Annotated in this window: 19 protein-coding genes; 7 read left to right on the top strand and 12 right to left on the bottom strand. The window is 67.9% G+C overall.

Annotation, left to right across the window (positions count from 1 at the left end):
- The first annotated feature begins 11 nt into the window (after nt 1–11).
- Together ACFV2O_RS05185 and ACFV2O_RS05190 are read left to right on the top strand one after the other, a co-directional pair.
- Nucleotides 12–959 carry a hypothetical protein gene (locus tag ACFV2O_RS05185; protein ID WP_379250366.1) on the top strand — a complete coding sequence of 316 codons (948 nt, stop codon included), beginning with the start codon at nt 12–14 and terminating at the stop codon, nt 957–959.
- Nucleotides 935–1,159, top strand: coding sequence for a hypothetical protein (locus tag ACFV2O_RS05190; RefSeq protein WP_157106555.1), 225 nt, complete (start codon nt 935–937; stop codon nt 1,157–1,159). Before ACFV2O_RS05185 ends, ACFV2O_RS05190 begins: the two co-directional genes overlap by 25 nt.
- 325 nt (nt 1,160–1,484) lie before the next feature.
- Here ACFV2O_RS05190 and ACFV2O_RS05195 read toward each other — a convergent pair whose 3' ends face one another.
- The 5 genes from ACFV2O_RS05195 to ACFV2O_RS05215 form a co-directional block, all read right to left on the bottom strand.
- Complete coding sequence (locus ACFV2O_RS05195; RefSeq protein ID WP_379250367.1) at nt 1,485–1,946, bottom strand: YbhB/YbcL family Raf kinase inhibitor-like protein; 462 nt, start codon at nt 1,944–1,946, stop codon at nt 1,485–1,487.
- A gap of 321 nt (nt 1,947–2,267) precedes the next feature.
- Nucleotides 2,268–3,362: an NAD(P)H-dependent flavin oxidoreductase gene (locus ACFV2O_RS05200; protein ID WP_379250368.1), complete on the bottom strand. Its 1,095-nt coding sequence runs from the start codon at nt 3,360–3,362 to the stop codon at nt 2,268–2,270.
- Nucleotides 3,359–4,117, bottom strand: a complete 759-nt coding sequence (locus ACFV2O_RS05205) for a CoA-transferase subunit beta (RefSeq protein ID WP_379250369.1) — start codon at nt 4,115–4,117, stop codon at nt 3,359–3,361. The genes ACFV2O_RS05200 and ACFV2O_RS05205 overlap by 4 nt, the downstream gene beginning before the upstream one ends.
- Nucleotides 4,117–4,992 carry a CoA-transferase gene (locus tag ACFV2O_RS05210; protein WP_355076850.1) on the bottom strand — a complete coding sequence of 292 codons (876 nt, stop codon included), beginning with the start codon at nt 4,990–4,992 and terminating at the stop codon, nt 4,117–4,119. Before ACFV2O_RS05210 ends, ACFV2O_RS05205 begins: the two co-directional genes overlap by 1 nt.
- 14 nt (nt 4,993–5,006) lie before the next feature.
- Entirely contained in the window at nt 5,007–5,771 is a 765-nt protein-coding gene (locus ACFV2O_RS05215; protein WP_039794869.1) for an enoyl-CoA hydratase family protein, read from the bottom strand.
- Nucleotides 5,772–5,833: 62 nt separating this feature from the next.
- Here ACFV2O_RS05215 and ACFV2O_RS05220 point away from each other — a divergent pair, with 62 nt between their 5' ends.
- A complete protein-coding gene (locus tag ACFV2O_RS05220; RefSeq protein ID WP_379250370.1) occupies nt 5,834–6,616 on the top strand; it encodes an SDR family oxidoreductase in 783 nt (260 codons plus the stop codon).
- A 28-nt stretch (nt 6,617–6,644) separates the two neighbouring features.
- On the top strand, nt 6,645–7,556 hold the full coding sequence (locus tag ACFV2O_RS05225) for an SDR family oxidoreductase (protein ID WP_379250371.1): 912 nt from the start codon (nt 6,645–6,647) through the stop codon (nt 7,554–7,556).
- Nucleotides 7,557–8,612: 1,056 nt separating this feature from the next.
- Here ACFV2O_RS05225 and ACFV2O_RS05230 read toward each other — a convergent pair.
- Together ACFV2O_RS05230 and ACFV2O_RS05235 are read right to left on the bottom strand one after the other, a co-directional pair.
- Entirely contained in the window at nt 8,613–9,029 is a 417-nt protein-coding gene (locus ACFV2O_RS05230) for a helix-turn-helix domain-containing protein (protein ID WP_011207048.1), read from the bottom strand.
- 359 nt (nt 9,030–9,388) lie between these two features.
- The gene (locus ACFV2O_RS05235) at nt 9,389–10,552 is read right to left on the bottom strand and encodes a steroid 3-ketoacyl-CoA thiolase (protein ID WP_379250372.1); all 1,164 of its coding nucleotides are present in this window, start codon (nt 10,550–10,552) and stop codon (nt 9,389–9,391) included.
- A 102-nt stretch (nt 10,553–10,654) separates the two neighbouring features.
- Between ACFV2O_RS05235 and ACFV2O_RS05240 the strand changes: the two genes are divergently transcribed.
- A complete protein-coding gene (locus ACFV2O_RS05240) occupies nt 10,655–11,956 on the top strand; it encodes a cytochrome P450 (RefSeq protein WP_356963623.1) in 1,302 nt (433 codons plus the stop codon).
- Nucleotides 11,957–12,011: 55 nt separating this feature from the next.
- Here ACFV2O_RS05240 and ACFV2O_RS05245 read toward each other — a convergent pair whose 3' ends face one another.
- Genes ACFV2O_RS05245 through ACFV2O_RS05265 form a run of 5 tightly spaced genes read right to left on the bottom strand, consistent with a single transcriptional unit; the run spans nt 12,012 to nt 16,522 of the window.
- The gene (locus ACFV2O_RS05245) at nt 12,012–12,428 is read right to left on the bottom strand and encodes a nuclear transport factor 2 family protein (protein ID WP_355076857.1); all 417 of its coding nucleotides are present in this window, start codon (nt 12,426–12,428) and stop codon (nt 12,012–12,014) included.
- Between the two features lie 28 nt (nt 12,429–12,456).
- Entirely contained in the window at nt 12,457–13,341 is an 885-nt protein-coding gene (locus ACFV2O_RS05250; RefSeq protein WP_379250835.1) for a TIGR03619 family F420-dependent LLM class oxidoreductase, read from the bottom strand.
- 5 nt (nt 13,342–13,346) lie between these two features.
- The gene (locus ACFV2O_RS05255; RefSeq protein ID WP_355076859.1) at nt 13,347–14,513 is read right to left on the bottom strand and encodes a thiolase domain-containing protein; all 1,167 of its coding nucleotides are present in this window, start codon (nt 14,511–14,513) and stop codon (nt 13,347–13,349) included.
- Nucleotides 14,510–15,544: a thiolase domain-containing protein gene (locus ACFV2O_RS05260; RefSeq protein ID WP_379250373.1), complete on the bottom strand. Its 1,035-nt coding sequence runs from the start codon at nt 15,542–15,544 to the stop codon at nt 14,510–14,512. The genes ACFV2O_RS05255 and ACFV2O_RS05260 overlap by 4 nt, the downstream gene beginning before the upstream one ends.
- Before the next feature lie 12 nt (nt 15,545–15,556).
- Entirely contained in the window at nt 15,557–16,522 is a 966-nt protein-coding gene (locus tag ACFV2O_RS05265; RefSeq protein ID WP_379250374.1) for a Zn-ribbon domain-containing OB-fold protein, read from the bottom strand.
- Nucleotides 16,523–16,637: 115 nt separating this feature from the next.
- Here ACFV2O_RS05265 and ACFV2O_RS05270 point away from each other — a divergent pair, with 115 nt between their 5' ends.
- The gene (locus ACFV2O_RS05270; protein WP_355076864.1) at nt 16,638–17,675 is read left to right on the top strand and encodes an LLM class F420-dependent oxidoreductase; all 1,038 of its coding nucleotides are present in this window, start codon (nt 16,638–16,640) and stop codon (nt 17,673–17,675) included.
- Between the two features lie 22 nt (nt 17,676–17,697).
- Nucleotides 17,698–19,290: an acyl-CoA synthetase gene (locus ACFV2O_RS05275; RefSeq protein WP_379250375.1), complete on the top strand. Its 1,593-nt coding sequence runs from the start codon at nt 17,698–17,700 to the stop codon at nt 19,288–19,290.
- The last annotated feature ends 38 nt before the right edge of the window (nt 19,291–19,328 follow it).

Raw genomic sequence — 19,328 nt, forward strand, 5'->3', positions numbered from 1 at the left:
CTGTCAGGGAGTTGTTCAGGCGAGTCCGTGACGATCTGCGCGGAATGCTGCGGCGCCAAGCCGAGGGTCACAATGCCTGGATACACGGCAAAGCCGAAGGCGTCAGAGAAACCGACCGCGTCATCCGAAGAAGCGACCAGGACGGATACGACCGGATCGCGGGCACCCGAGAACCGAGCGAGGCCGCGGGCGGTTCGGCTCCTGTCGCCGCACGCTCCGGGCGGACACCGCTCACCGATCTGTCGCATATGCGGCCGCTGGGTGACCTCTTCGACGGCGCTCGGCGCGGCGATCTCGACGACTACGACCTGACCCGGGAGCTGGGAGGACTACAGCGCAAGTACGGTCCCTATCACCTCGAGGATCTCGGCGCCTGGTACGAACGGCCTTGGGAACGCGAGGACGGAAGCATTCACCCCGACAACGTGGGGTTCACCGCGAAGATCTCCGGTCCAGGCGGAGAAGACGCCGGCTCGCTGCTCTACAGCTTCACGCGCGACAACGACGGGAGGCTCGTAGTCACCCATGACCTCACCGAACTGAACGAAGGCTTCACGGGCAAGGGATTCTCCACTGCCTTCGCCGCATCCACAGAGGACTACTTCCGTCGATCGGGTGTGGACAGAATAGAGTTGACCGCCACGAGACTGCGGCAAGACGACTCACTCGACGGCGCGGTCGCCTGGGCCAAGGCCGGCTACGACTGGAACCCGGATCCGGTGAAACTGGCGAAGTCCGTCAACAGCATGAGATCGAGGATCGACTCACTGCTCGACGGGGAAATTGGCACGCTGAGCCCCGCCGACACAGCGCTACTTCAGGACATGCGCACACGATTCGACGGACCGCCGGTGGGATATCCCTCACCCCAGGAACTGGTCATGCTCACCGGTGACAAGCTGAAACTCGGCGAGGAACTGATGAAAGGATCGTCATGGCACGGGATGAAGAAACTGTGACTCCCACCCCGGAAGAACGTGAGTTCATCGAGGCCCGCGGCAAAGCCACCTCCACCCACTTCATGCGGTTCGTCACCGAACGTGGCCTCGACACCGACCCCGATACTTGGCCAGCGGCCGACCGGGAAGAATTCGACCGGCAAGCACGCCGACTCATCGAGGAATGGAAAAACCGCGCACGCGAAACCTTCGGCCTGTGAACGTCACCCGGCCCGCCTACAGCGCGGCGCCCCACCGTGGGTGACGCACGAGTTCGCTCACGGCACGGCGGTGAACAACTCGTAGCCGAGTACCCGGATCTGATGCTCCGGTTCACAGCGCACACATAGACACGGCCCAGCGCACACACGGCATGCAAGCCTCCGCTGTGGGCCTCTCGCGCCGATCGAAGGCGGAGAGCGCCGCAAGGTAGGCACCCGTCAGTCGAGTGGTACATGGCTGAGGCGAACCGCGAGTAGACCCTCCGTTATGTGCCACTCGACGAGGCGTCAGGCGGGGCGCACCCTCGCCTGGCGGGTGAGGTGGCTAGTCGACGGTATAGGTGCCGATGAGCTGGCCGTCTCCGATGCTCGCGTCGACGATCGCGGACCTCGCGTCGTTCGCCGACGTCCGCGCGTCCACCTTCACGGGACGCGAGAGCGCGTAGACGATGAATCGGTAATGGTGGACGCCGGTGCCCGCGGGTGGGCACGGTCCGAAGTATTCGGCGCGCTTCGCGCTGTTGAGGCTGACCACCCCGCCCGCGGGTGTCTGCCCCTCCGCGCTGGACGTGGTGGTCGTCGGTATATTGCTGACCACCCAATGGGTGAACAGGCCGCTCGGGGCGTCCGGGTCGTCGACGATCAGCGCCGAGGTGGCGGCTTCCGGGGGAATCGTCCAGTTCAGCGGCGGCGGCTCGTTCCTGCCCTTGCAGGTGTAGACCACTGGAATCGGGTCGCCATGGTCGAAAGCGGTACTGCGCACGGAGATCTCGTTCGTCGCGGGCATCGCGGCCTCCGCTCGAGTCGAGGGATGGTGATCGAGTCCGACGGTTCGCCTGTCGCACGGCGGGCCGGCGCAATGTGGCGATCGACAGGCGAACCCTTTTATGTCGTTGTCAGTCCAGCGTAAGACGCCGTTGCGGGACCATCCAGATTATGGGCAAATCAGCCGTTATCACTGCATGTAGGCGGTCGGCCACCGCGAGGTCGGCTTCGAGGTCATGGCTCGCTTCGCCCGGCCGGCTATGCGGGGGGTCGCCCGATGTCGGTCCCTTTCGAGTTGGACACGGGCAGGGCGGCACCAGGGCGAACCGGCGGCCGCCATCCCTCAGTCCGACCCTGTACCCGCCGACTGCTTGTCTCCGGCCAGCGCCGCAATCGTCTCGATCCGCTCCACCGCGTCGGTGACGATCCGATCGATCAGTTCCTTGCACGTGGGCAGGTCGTCGATGATCCCCGTGACCTGTCCCGCCGCGAGCACGCCCGCCTGGGTGTTGCCCTCGACCAATCCGGCGCGCAGGAGCATCGGCGTGTTCGCGGCCATGACGACCTGAGACCAGCTGAGGTCCTTGGTCTTTCGCATGGCCAAGCCGTCGCGGACCATCGTGGACCACTTCATGCCGGTCATGCTCTTGAACCGGGCCGCGTTGCCCACCGCGGCGGTGAGGCCGCGCCAACGGCCCGAATGCTCCAGCCGCTGAACCAGTTCGGTGTTCAGCACGCGGTGCGGCATGCCGTCGACCTTGAGCGACACCACCGTATCCTGGAGCTGTCGCCGCAGGTACTCCTGCTTGACCGCATCGGGGACGGTGCTCTCCTGGGTGAGCAGGAACCGCGTGCCCATCGCGACACCCGCCGCGCCGTAGGCCAGGGCGGCGGCCAGACCGCGCCCGTCGAAGAATCCGCCCGCGGCGACCACGGGAATGTCCACCGCGTCCAGCACCGAGGGCAGCAGCAGGGTGGTGGCCACCGGGCCCGTGTGTCCGCCGCCCTCGCCGCCCTGCACGATCACGGCGTCCGCACCCCACGATGCGACTTTGACCGCGTGCTTGGCCGCGCCGATCGACGGAATGACCACCATCCCGGCGTCTTTCAGCTTCGCGATCAGGTCCTGCTTCGGCGCGAGCGCGAACGACGCGACCGCCACCTTCTCCCGGATCAGCAGATCGATCCGCTCTGACGCGTCCGCGGCGTCGGCGCGGATGTTCACGCCGAACGGTTTCGCGGTGTGCGCTTTGGTCTTCGCGATGGCCGCCTCGAGCTCGGCGAAGGTCATGGTGGCGGAGGCGAGGATGCCGAGTCCGCCCGCTTCGGCGGTGGCCGACACCAGGCTCGGGCCCGCGACCCAGCCCATGCCGGTCTGCACGATCGGGTGTTCGATGCCGACCAGATCGGTCAGCGGGGTACGCAAGCGCGGGCTCATGACGGGACCTCGGTTTCGCGAATCTTCTTGGGGTCGAGCACCTCACGGATCAACCGCAGCTCCTCGGCCGTCGGCTGCCGCGTCTCGCCCGCTTCGGCGAGCCCGGCGATCTCGAACGAGGTGTTCTCCGCGACCTCGTCGGCGGTGACGCCGGGGTGCAGGCTGCGTGCGCGCATGGTGTGGCCTGGGCCTTCGAAATCGAAGACGCCCAGATTGGTCACCACGCGGTGCAGGTGATGGAAGCGGTAGGCCGGGTCGGCCGCGTCGACCTTGTCGTATCCCACCCCGGAGACGATGTCGACCTTCTCGGTGAACACGCGCTCGGTGTGCCGCGCGACCCAGTAGCTGGTGGCGTGATTGATCGTGTTTCCCGGCGCGCCCCGCACACCGAACATCTGCCGGGTCGGCTGCTGCAATGAGCCGAACGCCGAAAGGTTCTGGTTGCCGAACCGGTCGATCTGATTGGCGCCCATCACCACGTGCCTGCGCCCGGACGCCACCACGTCGAAGACTCTCCGGAACGGGATCCAGCCTTCGATCGGCGCTTTGCCGCCCAGCGGGGGAGTCTCGGCGAACAGCAGCGCCTCGCCGTCGGACAGCAGCAGATCCGGTTCGGTGGTGAGCTTGGCCAGCCGCGCGCCGATGATGGACATGGGCGACATGGGGCTGGCCATGATCTCGCCCGCGCCGCTGAAGATCTCCGCGCAGGCGATGGCGCAGATCTCGGCGCGGGTGACGGTCTCGGTGCTGGTCATCACGCCTCCTCGGCGAATCGGCGGACGGCGGCCTGGTACTGCTCCTCGGAGCCGGCCAGATAGGTGTCGACGAACCGCTGCCACGACTCCGGCGTCTTCGCGGACTCCACGTAGTGCTTTTGGAACTTCTCGTCCCGGCCGTAGTCGTCGGCCGCCAGGGTGAAGTGCGCGCCGCCGGGGGCCTCGACCACGCCGTCCACCATCATGCGGTTGAGCAGCAGCGATTGCAGCGGAACGGTTTTCACCAGTTCGTCGGTCTCTACGACGCGCTCGACCGAGACGTAGCGGCGCTGCGCCGCCAGGCAGAACAGATCGTCGAAGTAGGGGTCGACGCCGGTGTAGGCGGCGTTGCCGTGCGCGTCGCCGAGATTCAGATGTACCAGCGCCGCGTCGAGATTCAGGGCGGGCATGGCGATCAGGGTCTCCGGCGTGCCGTCGACGGGGTAGGGCGATTCGACCGTCTTCAACTCGCCCTCCCAGAAGTTCGGGACGTCCGAGCCGAGCCCGGCGCGGATCGGCAGGAACGGCAGTCGCGCCGCCGCGGCCTCCAGCCCGCACTTGAGCATGCCTTCGTCCATCTCGCGGGCGGCCAGCGCACCCGAGGTGCGCGCCTTGGCGAACCACGGGTCGTAGAACGGCGCCGAATCCAGCGACACGAAGCCGTAGTACGCCTTGCGCACCTTCCCCGCCGAACACAACAGCCCGAGATCTGGCCCGCCGTAACCGACCACGGTCAGGTCCGTGAGGTCCGAACGCAGAATGGCTCGCACCAGCGCCATCGGCTTGCGCCGTGACCCCCAGCCACCGATGCCGATGGTCATCCCGCTGCGCAGCTCGCCAACGACCTCGTCGAGCGACATCCGCTTGTCTCGCATGGGTAATTCCTCTCTCACTGCCCGCTCTTGCGCGCCGCGAGGTCGTCGTCGAACCGGGCGCGGATCTCGTCGGCGACGCCGGCGAGGTTGAGTTCGAAGGTGAATCCCTGCTCGTACCGGTAGCTGCGGTGCACGTCCTGCACGTCGATGCCGTTCAGCGCCCGCTTGGCCGCCCGGATCACCCGGCCGTCCTTGGCCGCGATGTTCTTGGCCAGCTCCAAGGCGGCGGCGTCGAGTTCGGCGCGCGGCACCACCTGGTACACCGAGCCGTAGTGGTGCAGCTGCTGGGCGGTGATGGTGCTCGCGGTGTAGAACAGCGCGCGCATCAGGTGCTGCGGCACCAGCCGTGCCAAGTGGGTGGCCGCGCCGAGCGCGCCGCGATCGACCTCGGGCAGCCCGAAGGTCGCGTCGTCGGAGGCGATCACGACATCCGCGTTGCCCACCAGGCCGATGCCGCCGCCGAGGCAGAAGCCCTGTACCACCGCGATCACCGGAACCTGGCACTCGTACACCGCCGCGAACGCCTCGAAGCAGCCGTGATTGGCGTCGATGAGCGCCTGATGGCCGGGCTTGCTCTGGATCTCCTTGATGTCCACACCCGCGTTGAAACCGCGGTTCTCCGCGCGCAGCACCACCACCTTGGTGTCCGGGTCGCGGCCCGCCGCGCGCACTTCGTCGGCGATGGCGAACCAACCGTCCGTGGGGATGGCGTTGACCGGCGGATAGTCGACCGTGACCACGCTGATTCCGGTCGATTCGGAGTGGCGGTTGATCCCCATGGCAAGTCCCATCGTGTGTGAACGCATTGGCAAAGCAAGCAGTTGCTTGGTAGGTTAGCACGGTGCCACTCGAAATCGATCTGTCCGGCCGCGTCGTTCTGGTGACGGGCGGTGTGCGCGGTGTGGGCGCGGGCGTGAGCAAGGCGTTCCTTGCCGCCGGCGCCACCGTCGTGGCCTGTGCGCGGCGACCGGCTGACGCGCCCGTCGAAGTCGACGGCCGCTCGATCGACTACGTGCCGTGCGATGTGCGGGACGAGGACGCGGTGCGCGCCCTGATCGACACGATCACCGAGCGCTACGGCCGCCTCGACCATCTGGTGAACAACGCGGGCGGCGCTCCGTTCGCACTCGCCGCCGAGGCGAGCAAGAAGTTCCACGCCAAGATCGTCGAGCTGAACCTGCTCGCTCCGCTGCTGCTGGCGCAGGCCGCCAACGCGGTGATGCAGCGGCAGGACGAGGGCGGTTCCATCGTGAACATCTCCAGCGTCAGCGGGCACCGTCCGTCGCCGGGCACCGCCGCCTACGGCGCGGCGAAAGCTGGCGTGGACAGTCTCACCGGCTCGCTCGCCGTCGAGTGGGCGCCGAGGGTTCGGGTGAACTCGCTGGTGGTGGGACCGGTCGACACCGAGCTGAGCCGACTGCACTACGGCGATCAGGACGGCGTCGACGCGGTGGGCCGGACCATTCCCCTGGGTCGCATGGCCCGACCCGACGACGTCGGCCGCTGCGCCGTCTTCCTGGCCTCGCCGCTGGCCGCATACGTCAGCGGCGCGACCCTGCTGGTGCACGGCGGCGGCGAACGGCCCGCCTTCCTCGCCGCTTCCAATGCCGACCAGCAGTCCTGAACAAGACCGCACACGAAGAAGGACACATATGGACACCGAGCAGATCTGCGCCGGGCGCGTCGTCATCGTCACCGGCGCGGGCCGGGGCATCGGCCGCGCGCACGCCCTCGCTTTCGCCGCGGCGGGCGCCAGCGTGGTGGTCAACGACATCGGTTCGACCCTCGACGGCGCGGCCACCGCGGAAACGCCCGCCGCGCAGGTGGTCGCCGAGATCGAGGCGCTGGGCGGCCGGGCGGTGGCCAACGGCGACGACGTCGCCGACTGGGAAGGCGCCCGCAGGCTCGTCCGCCAGGCCGTCGATACCTTCGGCAAGCTGGACGTGCTGGTCAACAACGCCGGGTTCGTGCGCGACCGGATGTTGGTCAATCTCAGCGAGGACGAGTGGGACGCGGTGGTCCGCGTGCACCTGAAAGGCCACTTCGCGACCATGCGGCACGCGATCGAATACTGGCGTGCGGAGGCCAAGGCGGGTCGTCCGGTCGACGGACGGATCATCAACACCAGCTCCGGCGCCGGACTGCAGGGCAGCGTCGGACAGAGCAATTACGGGGCGGCCAAGGCCGGTATCGCGGGCCTGACGCTGACCGCCGCCGCCGAATTCGCCCGCTACGGCGTGACGGTGAACGCGATCGCCCCGTCCGCGCGCACCAGGATGACCGAGACGGTGTTCGCGGACATGATGGCGGCGCCGGAAAGCGGCTTCGACGCGATGGCGCCGGAGAACGTGTCTCCGCTGGTCGTATGGCTGGGCAGTGCGCAGTCGGCGGCGGTGACGGGGCGGGTCTTCGAGGTGGAAGGCGGCAAGGTGGCGCTGGCCGACGGCTGGCGGCACGGTGAGCCCGCCGACCGCGGCGCCCGCTGGGATCCGGCCGAGCTCGGACCGGTCGTGGCCGACCTGATCGCCAAAGCGACTCCGCCGGAGCCGGTATACGGCGCCTGAGCGGCCTCGGCCCGTCGACGGGCGCGTTCGCGGGCCGGGGTCTAGTATGGGCACCCGTCCGTTCGGAAAGTCCCGTGTGAGAGTGGCGACCGGGCACAGAACTGCGCTTCGACTGATGAGGGGAAGGCTCGGCGCATGAGAGTAGGTCGCGCGTTCCGTGTGCAGGCAGCGTCCGGCGCCGTCGCGGGCCGCGCTCTGCGCGGCGGCAGGGTTTCCGCCCACGTGCCACTTTCCCGCCCATCGTGCGCGGTGGATCCCGAGTCGCTGCGCGACGACAGCGGCGATCCCTGGCTTCCGCTGGCCGTGCCGGGGCAGCGGTCGGAGGTCGATGCGGCCCCTGCCCGGTCGACCGCTGAAACGGGTTCGGCCGCAGGGGGTTCGGCGGCCGCCGGGTCGTCCGGTCTGGGCGTGCGCTCGGCAGCGGGTCGGCCGTGCAATCGCGCTCTACCCGGCGGGCATCGTGGTGCTCGCGGTACCGGCCGTGGATCGGATCCGGCGCGCGGCCCGGGTCGCGACCGGCAGTCCGGCCTTGGCTCGGCCCGCGTGGAAGGTCGCGAGCCTGCTCATCGCAGGTCGGCGACATGCTGACTCGCCGCCCGGCGGCGGCCTCGTGCTGGCGGAACGCGCACCGACCGCCTCGGTGGTGGTCCGGACCGACCGGGTGAGCGCGGTGGATTACTCCGTCCGAAGGCTTTAGTCCGGGCGGAGCGTGCAGGCACGTCTCGCGCGCCTATCGGACCACCGCGCCCGGCTGCGCTCGAAATTGATCGACCTCGCGCAAATACGATCAATCCGGCGCAATAGCCGAACGCGGACTATTCGGACAGACCGGTTGGGCCGGGAATCCTCTTCGACATGAACGACTGTCGGCGAACCGCGCCGAAAGTGCATATGTAAGCACATCATAGGGAGGGCGGCACTAACCGGCCTGCGGTGGCGGCCCCAATTTCTCTGGGCACGACCGCACGCCGGTTGCGTGCTTCGCCCGCTTACGCGTGCGCAAAACACAGCACAGTGCGACCCGATGGGTCGCACTGTGCTGCCGTGCAGAAGAACCTATTCGGTTCCATCCGGAGGAATTTCGGGCAAGCCCTCGCTTGCCCGCAACTTCTCCGCCATGGATGTGAGGAGGTTCTGTGATTCTTCGGACAAGTCGAACGCTCTACTCGACAGCCGTCGCAGTCCATAGCCCTGCAGCTGGGACAGCAGCTCCAGATCGTGATCGATCTTGGCGGCATAGATGTCGTTGAAGAAGTAGTCCGGCTTGACTTTGAAGAACTTCGCCAGGGCGGCCACCGTCTCATCGGACGGGTTCGTCCGTTGTCCCGACCGCAACTGCGACAGGTACGGTTTCGAGATCGGATGTCCGGAGGCCGTCAGCGCCGCCGCGACCTCCGCGTTGGTGTGCGGCTTACGCCCCGGGGGATGCACGGTTTCGAACAGCTTGTTCAGCCGCGCCGCGAAATCAGCCATTGTGAGCCGCCCAATTCCCTTCGCTGTACTAACAGTCGTTATCTCGGATACGTATCATTGATATTAGCGGCTCAGTAACTGAAAACCTACGCCTGATTCCGGATTTCCTTGAAGCTTCTAGGTCGGAAGGCGGCGAAGGCACTGGGACGGTCGCGTTTGCGGGTCACGCCAAGGCCTCTCGAGAAGCCGCGGTACGAACCGGTTCTGGCCCGTCGCTGCGGTCTCTACGCAAGGGGTCTTGATAGCCGCAAGATAGCTGACATCTCATGGACTCGGCGGTACATGGGTTTGTGTGGCGTACGACACGTTTGCGCGCCCAGGGGATGAACGTTCAACAAACGCGCATGAAATGGTTGAACTCACAAACGTTCGATGATCGTTCCTGTCGCGAGTGCGCCACCGGCGCACATGAGAACCATTGCGGTGCTGCGGTCGGAGCGCTCCAGTTCGTGCAAAGCCGTTGTGATCAGGCGGGATCCGGTGGAGCCGACCGGATGCCCGAGAGCGATGGCGCCGCCGTTGACATTAACCCGATCCATGTCCGGCTGGTGTACAGAAGCCCAGGAAAGTGCGACCGACGCGAACGCTTCGTTGATCTCGAAAAGGTCGATGTCGCCGATATTCATGCCGGACCGCTCCAGCAGCCTGGCGCACGCCTGCACAGGGCCGTCGAGGTGGAACTCCGGCTCCGCGCCGACCACCGCCTGTGTGACGATCCGCGCCCGCGGACGCAAACCCGCTCGCTGCGCGGCCTTCTCGTCCATCAGCAGCACCGCGGCGGCGCCGTCGGAGATCTGTGAGGAGGATCCGGCGGTGTGCACGCCGCCCTCCAGGACCGGCTTCAGCTTCGCCAGGCCTTCGACAGTGGTCTCGCGCAGGCCCTGATCCCGTGACACATCGAGCTTTTCGCCGGTGAGGTTGCCCTCTTTGTCGGCTGCGGGGGCGGTGACGGTGAGCACCTCGCGATCGAACCGGCCCTCTGCCCACGCCTGCGCGGCCAGGCGCTGCGAGCGTGCGCCGAACGCGTCCACGTCCGCGCGGGTGATGCCGCGCCGCTTGGCGATTCGCTCGGCCGCCTCGAACTGGTTGGGCAGGTCGATGTTCCACGACGCGGGCCTGCGCGGCCCCGCGTTCTCGCCGACATTGGCGCCCAGCGGAACCCGGCTCATCGCCTCCACGCCACAGGCCATGCCGATGTCGATGGCGCCGGCCGCGATCAGGCCCGCGATCAGATGATTGGCCTGCTGAGCGGAGCCGCACTGGGTGTCGATCGTGGTGGCGCCGACCTGCCACGGCAGGCCCGCGTGCAGCCACGCGACCCGGGTGACGTTGTTGGACTGCTCGCCCGCCTGGGTGACGCAGCCGCCGATGACCTGTTCGACCTGCGCGGGGTCCAGGTGTGCGCGCTCGAGCAGCCCGCGCTGGGCCGCGCCGAGCAGTTCGGCCGCGTGCAGGCCCGACAGCCAGCCGCCGCGCTTGCCGATCGGGGTCCGTGCGGCCTCGACGATCACGGGTGTGCCCATGTCCAACCTCTCTTTATGGGACAGAAAACTGAAACGCGTTCATAGCACTTGTCGGGGGCGGATCTATCCGGTTTCTTTCCTCGTTCTCCCGCCTGTGCTTCAATGATTATAGAACGTGTTTCAGTTTGTCGAAGGAGACATCTGGTGGTAGACACTCGGAATGCCCGGCCGAATCTTCCGGACGGGTTCGACGTCACGGACCCGGACATCTACGCCGAGCGTGTTCCGGTCGAGGAGTTCGCCGAACTGCGCCGGACGGCGCCGATCTGGTGGAACCCGCAGTCCCCGGACGTCAGCGGCTTCCACGACGACGGCTTCTGGGTGGTGAGCAAGCACGCCGACGTCAAAGAGGTCTCGCGGCGCAGCGACGTGTTCTCCAGTTACGAGAACACCGCCATCCCGCGGTTCAACGACGACATCGCCCGGGAGCAGATCGAGCTGCAGCGGATCGTTCTGCTGAACATGGACGCGCCGGAGCACACCAAGCTGCGCAAGATCATCTCGCGCGGCTTCACCCCGCGCGCCATCAACGGACTGCGCGCGGAGCTGTCGGCCCGTGCGGAGTCCATCGTGAAGGCGGCGGCCGAGTCGGGTTCCGGCGACTTCGTCACCCAGATCGCGTGCGAACTGCCGCTACAGGCCATCGCCGAGCTGATCGGCGTCCCGCAGGAAGACCGGATGAAGGTCTTCTCCTGGTCCAACGACATGACCGGCTACGACGACCCGGAGAGCACCGCCGACCCGGTCGCGGCTTCCGCCGAGATCCTGGGCTACGCCTACCAGATGGCGGCCGCGCGCAAGCAGTGCCCGGCCGACGACATCGTCACGACGCTGATCGAAGCCGATGTCGACGGTGACAAGCTCACCGAAGAGGAGTTCGGCTTCTTCGTGATCATGCTCGCCGTCGCGGGCAACGAGACCACGCGCAACGCCATCTCGCACGGCATGATCGCGTTCCTGGAGAACCCGGACCAGTGGGAGCTGTTCAAGAAGGAACGTCCCGCCACGGCCGCCGACGAGATCATCCGGTGGGCCACTCCGGTCACCTCGTTCCAGCGGACCGCGCTGGAGGACACGGAACTCGGCGGCGTGCAGATCAAGAAGGGCCAGCGGGTGGTCATGCTGTACCGCGCGGCCAACTTCGACGAAGAGGTCTTCGACCAGCCGGAGAAGTTCGACATCATGCGCGCGGACAACCCGCACCTGGCCTTCGGCGGCACCGGGGCGCACTTCTGCATCGGGGCGAACCTGGCCCGGCTGGAGATCGACCTGATCTTCAACGCCATCGCCGACCACCTGCCCGACATCACCAAGGTCGCCGACGCCAAGCGGCTGCGTTCGGGCTGGCTCAACGGGATCAAGGAGTTCCCGGTCGACTACAAGACCTGCCCGGTCGCGCACTGAGACATGGAAAAGGCCCTCGCACTTCGGTGCGAGGGCCTTTTCGTCCGGTACCGAGTCAGTCGACCGGACGCGCGGTCTTCATGGCGCGATCGACCTCCCAGAACGCCCGCAGCGCGGCGATCTTGCCGTCCTCGTTCACCCGGTACGTGAACACGCCGTCGGCGTCGATCCGGTGCCCGCCGAGGGTGCTGCGGATCGTGCCGGTGAAGGCGACCTCGTTGCCGCAGGCGAACGAGTCGCCGAAGAGGAACTCGATCAGATCGGTCTTCGCGATCGCCTTGTCCCAGAACGCGGCGATGGCCTCCGTGCCGCGGTGACCCTTGCCCTCCGGGTCGAAGCCCGACGGGCCGATGGGGTCCTCCACGATGCCGTCCTCGGCGAACAGCGCGACCCAGGCTCGCTTGTCCCGTGCTCGCACGGCGGCCTGTGACGCAAGGCCCGCGGCCCGGGCCGGATGCTCGGCGGTGGTCATACGGCCTCCTTCGACCGATTGAAGGGTCTCACCGCGCGGCGAGCACGGGTTCGGCTATGTACTGTCGCGCGAACTCGCGCAGCGAGTCCTGTTTGGCGGCGAGCTCACCGTCGAATCCGATGCCGTCGGCCAGCCAGGGCACCACGATCGCGTCGGTGACGCCCGCGTCCGCGAGGTCCTGATAGCCCGACCGTCCGAAGCGATCGACGCACACCGCCTGGATCTCGAACGGCTCGTCGGCCCGGTCGTACTCGGCGCGCAGCGTGCCGAGCTTGCCGATGGTGCTCCGGAGTTCGCCATAGGTCATCATGGCCGAGGTCCAGCCGTCGCCGACCCGTGCGGCGCGGCGCAATGCCGCGTCGGTGTGCCCGCCGATATAGAACGGCACCGGCTCGCTCGGGGCCGGGCTGATCTGCAGCGGATCGAAGTCGAAGAACTCGCCGTGGTATTCGACCATGCCACCGGCGAGCACCAGCTTGATCACCTCGATCATCTCGTCCACCCGCGCGCCGCGGCGTGCGAAGGGCACGCCGCACCACTCGAACTCCTCCGGCGCCCAGCCGATTCCGACGCCGAAACCGAAGCGGTTGCCCGACAGGTTGGCCACCGAGCCGACCTGCCGGGCCAGCAGCAGCGGATTGCGCGAACCCAGCTTCAGCACGTTCGTGTAGAAGCGGATGCGGCTGGTGACGGCCGCCATGGCGGTCGCGCCGATGAGCGGGTCGACCCACGGGGTCTCCGGCCCCCAGAACCGGCTGCCGTCGGCGGTGTAGGGGTACTTCGCCGCCGCCGACTTCATGTAGAACAACGAATCCGGCAGGGCGATGGACGAGAAACCGCACTCTTCGGCGGTTTTCGCGAGCTCCGGCAGCTGGTCCAGCGGACTCAGCGCGATGCCGACGGTGAACTTCAGCGCAGTCACCGCCGCTCCGATCCGACCACCCACATCGAGAAGTACTGCGAACCGCCGCCGTACGCGTGTCCCAGCGCCTTGCGCGCGCCCTCGACCTGGTAGTCCCCGGCCCGCTGCATGACCTGCTTGGCCGCCTCGGCGAACCGGATGAGCCCGGAGGCGCCGATCGGGTTGGACGACAGCACGCCGCCGGACGGATTGACCGGAAGAGTGCCGCCGATTTCGGTCTCGCCCTTGTCGGTGAGCTTCCACCCGTCGCCCTGCGGCACGAAGCCCAGGTTCTCCAGCCACATCGGTTCGAACCAGGAGAACGGGACGTAGATCTCGGCTACGTCGATCTCCTCGAGCGGGTTGGTGATGCCGGCCGCCTGCCACAGCGCCGCCGCCGCGTCGCGGCCCGCCTGCGGGTTGACCTGGTCGCGCCCGGAGAATGTGGTCGGTTCGGTACGCATCGCGGTGCCGTGCACCCAGGCGACCTTGCGGCCGGTGGCCTCGACCGCCTCGGCGGCGTCCGCGTCGCCCAGCACGATCGCGCACGCGCCGTCGGAAGAGGGGCAGGTCTCGTCGAAGCGGATCGGGTCCCACAGCATCTGCGAGGCGAGCACCGATTCCAGCGTGATGTCGGGCTGCTTCAGGTGGGCCAGCGGGTTCTTGGCGCCGTTGCGGCGATCCTTCACCGCCACCATGGCGCCGATGTGACCCGGGGCGTTGGAGCGCCGGATGTAGGAACGTACGTGCGGCGCGAAGTAGCCGCCCGCGCCCGCGCCGACCGGCATGGTGAACGGCACCGGAATCGACAACGCCCACATGGCGTTCGACTCCGACTGCTTCTCCCACGCCACCGCGAGCACGCGCTTGTGCACACCCGCCTGCACCAGATTGGTCGCGACGATGCCGGTGGAGCCGCCGACGGAACCGGCGGTGTGCACCCGCAGCAGCGGCTTGCCGGTGGCGCCGAGCGCGTCCGCCATGAACAGCTCGGGCATCATGACGCCCTCGAACCCGTCGGGCGCCTTGCCGACCACGACCGCGTCGATATCGGCGATGGTGAGACCGGCGTCGGCGAGGGCGCGATCGATGGCCTCGCGGCACATCCCCGACATGGAGACGTCGGTCCGTTTCGTCACGTGATGGGTCTGTCCGGTGCCGAGCACCGCAGCTGGCAAGCTCATCGGTTCTCCGATCCCAAGACGGTCACAAGGTTCTGCTGGAGCGCGGGGCCGCTGGTGGCGTGGGCCAGGGCGCGATTCGCCGAGCCCGCGATGATCGCCTCGGCCGCGAAGCCGATGCGCTCCAGGCCCGCGGCGAACATCGGGTTGGCCGCGAGCGCGCCGCCGGACGGATTCACCTTCGTACCGTTCTTCAGCCCGATCGCCTCGGCGAGGATCAGCTGCTGATGGCTGAACGGCGCGTGCAGCTCGGCGATGTCGAAGCCGCTGACGTCGCCGCCGGTGACCGCGCGGGCGGCGGCGGCCGTCGAAGGCGAGACGGTGAGGTCACGCGCACCGAGCACGGGAGTATCGATCCGATGCGCCATGCCGGTGATCCACGCGGGGCGTTCGCACAGTTCGCGGGCGCGGTCGCCCACGGCGAGCACGATGGCGGCCGCACCGTCGGTGATCGGCGCGATGTCGTGCGCGCGCAGCGGATCCGCGACGTAGGGCTGGTCGAGCAGGCTGTCGGCGTCACCGTCGCCTGCCACGACGGCCGCCATGTCCCGCTCGGTCCAGCGGCCCGCGTCCAGACCGGCGCGCGCCTGCAGGCCGGCGATGGACCAGGCGTCCGGCCACAGCGGCGCGACCAGGTAGGGGTCCAGCTGCATGGTGAGCACCTGGCGCTGCGTGCCCGCGGAGGACTTGCCGAAGCCGTACACCAGTGCCGTCGTCGCCTGCCCGGAGCGCAGTTTCACCCACGCCTCGTACAGCGCCCATGCGGCGTCCATCTCCACGTGCGATTCGTTGATCGGCGGCACCGCGCCGATGGCGTCGATCGCCGAGATGAACGAGAAGGCCCGTCCGGCAAGGTAATCGGACGAGCCGGAGCACCAGAAGTCGATATCGGACTTGGTGATGCCGAGTCGGTCGTAGAGCTGCTGGAAGCAGGGCACCAGCATCTCGACACCGTTGGTGGTGCCGAAGGTCTCCGGCACGTGCGGCGCGTGGGCGAAGCCCACGACCGCGATGTCGGTGGCGTTGTCAGTCAACGTGCGCCTCTCTCAGAGGTGGTGCTTATAGGTCTCGTAGTCGGCGTCCGGCTCGCCGGAGGGACGGAAGTGGTCCACGTTCTCCAGCCCGTAGCCCCACTCCTCGCGCGGCTTCCACACCGCCTGCACCCGCATGCCCATCCGCACCTCGCTCGCGTCGCAGCCGAGCACCAGGTGCAGCACCGGGATGTCCGCGCCGTCCAGCAGCACGTAGGCCGCGACGTAGGGCGGCTTGATCCGCTGGCCCATGAACGGCACATTGACGATGCAGAAGGTGGTCACGGTGCCGTGATCGGACAGTTCGATGAACTCGTCGGTCGGCCTGCCGTCGGTCGGATTCGCGCCGCGCGGCGGGAAGTACACCTTGCCCGCGGCGTCGGTGCGCGCGCCGATCAGCTTGCCTTCGGCGAGTCCGCGCAGGTACACGGTCTCCTGCGGCGAGGCGGTGTGCTTGTAGGACAGGTCGACCGGCGTCGTGATCATGGTGACCGGATCGGCCGAGGCGGACTCCACCGGTGCCGAAGCATGCTCGCCCGGCTCGAAGCAGAGGATGTCGCGAATGCTGCCCTCGGTCTGCTCGGCCCAGCGGGCGGTCACCCGTAAGCCTTTGCGGATGTCCTCGGGTGCGGCGACGTCGACGGCGTGCAGCAGCGTCGTGTCCGCGCCGTCCAACCGGATCAGCGCCCAGGCGAACGGGCGGTCGAACGGCTGGCCCGGCAGCGGCTCGCGCACCCAGGTCCAGGATTCGACGGTGCCGGTCTCGGCGACGTCGACGAACTCGGTCAGCGGTTCGGCGGTGATCGGATCGTATTCCGGCGGCGGCACGATCACCCGGCCGTCCGACCCGCGCGCGCCGACGATTTTGTGGTCGCGCAATCGGGTCAGAAAGGTTCCGATGGTGGTGCCGACGGAGCGGGTGTAATCGAAACGCACCCGCAGGGGCGCGCTGAGTACCTCGGGCACGGCGTCCGTGTTCAATGCCGTGCCGCTACCACCAGCGATTGCCGTGGATGCAGTATTCCCCTGAGTCACGATATCGAGTAGAACAGGTTCTAACTCTGGTGGCAAGCAGTTGATCGGAAAGGGGTCCGGCGTGAAGTTCGGATTGCAACTCGGGTACTGGATGGCCCAGCCGCCCGCGAACGCGGGGGAGCTGGTGGTGGCGGCCGAGGAAGCCGGATTCGACGCCGTCTTCGCCGCCGAGTCATGGGGGTCGGACGCCTTCGGGCCGCTCACCTGGTGGGGTTCGGCCACGCGTCGGGTGCGCCTGGGCACGTCGGTGGTGCAGATGTCGGCGCGCACGCCTGCGGCGACCGCCATGCACGCGCTCACCCTGGACCATCTCAGCGGTGGCCGCGCCATTCTCGGCTTGGGCGTCTCGGGTCCGCAGGTGGTGGAGGGCTGGTATGGCCAGCCGTTCGCCAAGCCGTTGCAGCGCACCCGTGAGTACGTCGGGATCGTGCGCCAGGTGCTGGCCAGGCAGGCGCCGGTCACCAGCGACGGCCCGCACTACCCGCTGCCCTACACCGGGCCGGGTTCGATCGGGCTCGGCAAGCCGCTGAAGCCGATCGTCCATCCGCTACGTGCGGATTTGCCGATCTGGCTTGGCGCGGAGGGGCCGAAGAACGTGGCGCTCACCGCCGAGATCGCCGACGGCTGGCTGGCCATCTACTACGCGCCCCGGCTGGCCGGTATGTACGACGAGTGGCTCGACGAGGGCTTCGCGCGGGCGGGCGCGCGGCGCAGTAGGGAGGACTTCGAGATCGCCGCGAGTTGTCAGGTGGTGATCACCGACGACCCGGCGGGCGAGCTGGAGCGGATGCGCTGGATCATGGCGCTCTACATCGGCGGCATGGGAGCGCCGGAGTTGAACTTCCACGCCCAGGTGTACCGGCGCATGGGGTACGACCGCGAGGTCGACGAGATCGGCAAGTTGTTCCAGTCGGGCAAGAAGGCGGAGGCCGCGGCGGCGGTGCCGGACGAGCTGATTCTGGACACCGCGATCATCGGAGACGAGGAGCATGTCCGCAAACAGCTGCGGGTCTGGGAGGCCGCGGGCGTCACGATGATGCTGGTGTCGGTTCCCGATGTCGCCCAATTGCATCGGCTCGCACCCCTTGTCGAACAGTAGAACACGTTCTAGATTCAATGGGGTGACTGCCTCACCCGCCCCGTCGGCTCCGCACAATCCCCCCGTACCGGAGCCAGTGAAAATTCTCGGTCTGTGGAACATCGCCGAAGCCGAACCCGATCGGATCGCGATGGTCGATCCCTGGGGCCGGGAGGTGACGTATCGCGAATTGGCCACGCTCGCCAATCGTTACGCCACCGGCTTGCGCGGGCTCGGCCTGAAAACCGGTGACGTGCTGGTGAGCATGGTGCACAACTGCGTGGAGGCGATCGCGGCGTACTTCGCGGCCTACCAGTCGGGGTTGTACATCGTCGCGGTGAACTGGCATCTCACCGGTCCGGAGGTCGCCTACATCCTGGCCGACAGCGAGGCGAAGGCGTTCATCGCCAGCGATCGTTTCGCCGCCGCCGCCAAGGCCGCCGCCGACGAGGCGGGGTTGCCCGCGACGGCGCGCTTCGCGGTGGGCGAGATCGAGGGCTTCAAGTCGGTGGCCTGGCTCGGCGCGGCCGACACCGGCCGTCCCTCCGACCGCAGCACCGGCGCGCCGATGCTCTACACCTCGGGAACCACCGGACGGCCCAAGGGCGTCCGGCGGCCGCTCACCGGCGCGGACCCGGACGTCGTCCCGCCGCACACCACCGCGTTCTTCGGCCTGTTCGAACTCGCGCCCTACGACGACCACGTGCACATCTGCGGCTCGCCGCTCTACCACACGGCGGTGCTGAACTTCGCCACCATCTCGATCAACCTGGGCCACAAGCTGGTTCTGATGGACCGCTGGGACGCCGAGGAGATGCTGCGGCTGATCGACAAGCACCGGGTGACGCACAGCCACATGGTGCCCACCCAGTTCCACCGGCTGCTGGCCTTGCCGGAGGAGGTGCGCGCCAAGTACGACGTGTCCTCCCTGCGCAGCATGGTGCACGGCGCAGCGCCCTGCCCGCAGGAGACCAAGCGGCAGATGCTCGAGTGGTGGGGGCCGACGGTCACCGAGTACTACGCGGCCACCGAGGGCGGCGGCACGGTGATCAACGGCACCGACTGGCTGCGCAAGCCGGGCTCGGTCGGCAAGGCGTGGCCGTGGTCGGTGATCAAGGTGCTCAGCGAGGAGGACGGCTCCGAGGTGCCCGCGGGCGAGACCGGCCTGGTCTACATGCGCATGGGCGCTTCGAGTTTCGAGTACCACCACGACAAGGCCAAGACCGAGGACTCGCGCGTCGGTGACCTGTTCACCGTCGGCGACATCGGGCACCTCGACGAGGACGGCTACCTCTACCTGCACGACCGGCGCTCGGACCTGATCCTGTCCGGCGGGGTGAACATCTACCCGGCGGAGGTCGAGAACGTCCTGATCACCCACCCGAAGGTCGCCGACGTCGCGGTCTTCGGCATCCCGCATCCGGATTGGGGCCAGGAGGTGAAGGCGGTCGTACAGCCCGCCGACGGAACCGAGGGCGACGACGCGCTCACCGAGGAACTGCTCGCCTTCGCCGCCACCCAATTGGCGAAGTACAAGATGCCCAAGTCGATCGATTATCTGCCCGAGCTGCCGCGCGATCCCAACGGCAAGCTCTACAAGCGCAAGCTGCGGGAGCGGTACATTCCCGCCTCCTGAGAGCCGCCGCCCGACGGACGGACGGCGCGACGCCCGCC

The sequence above is a fragment of the Nocardia sp. NPDC059691 genome (genome assembly GCF_042733915.1).
GTDB classification, from domain to species: Bacteria; Actinomycetota; Actinomycetes; order Mycobacteriales; family Mycobacteriaceae; genus Nocardia; species Nocardia sichangensis.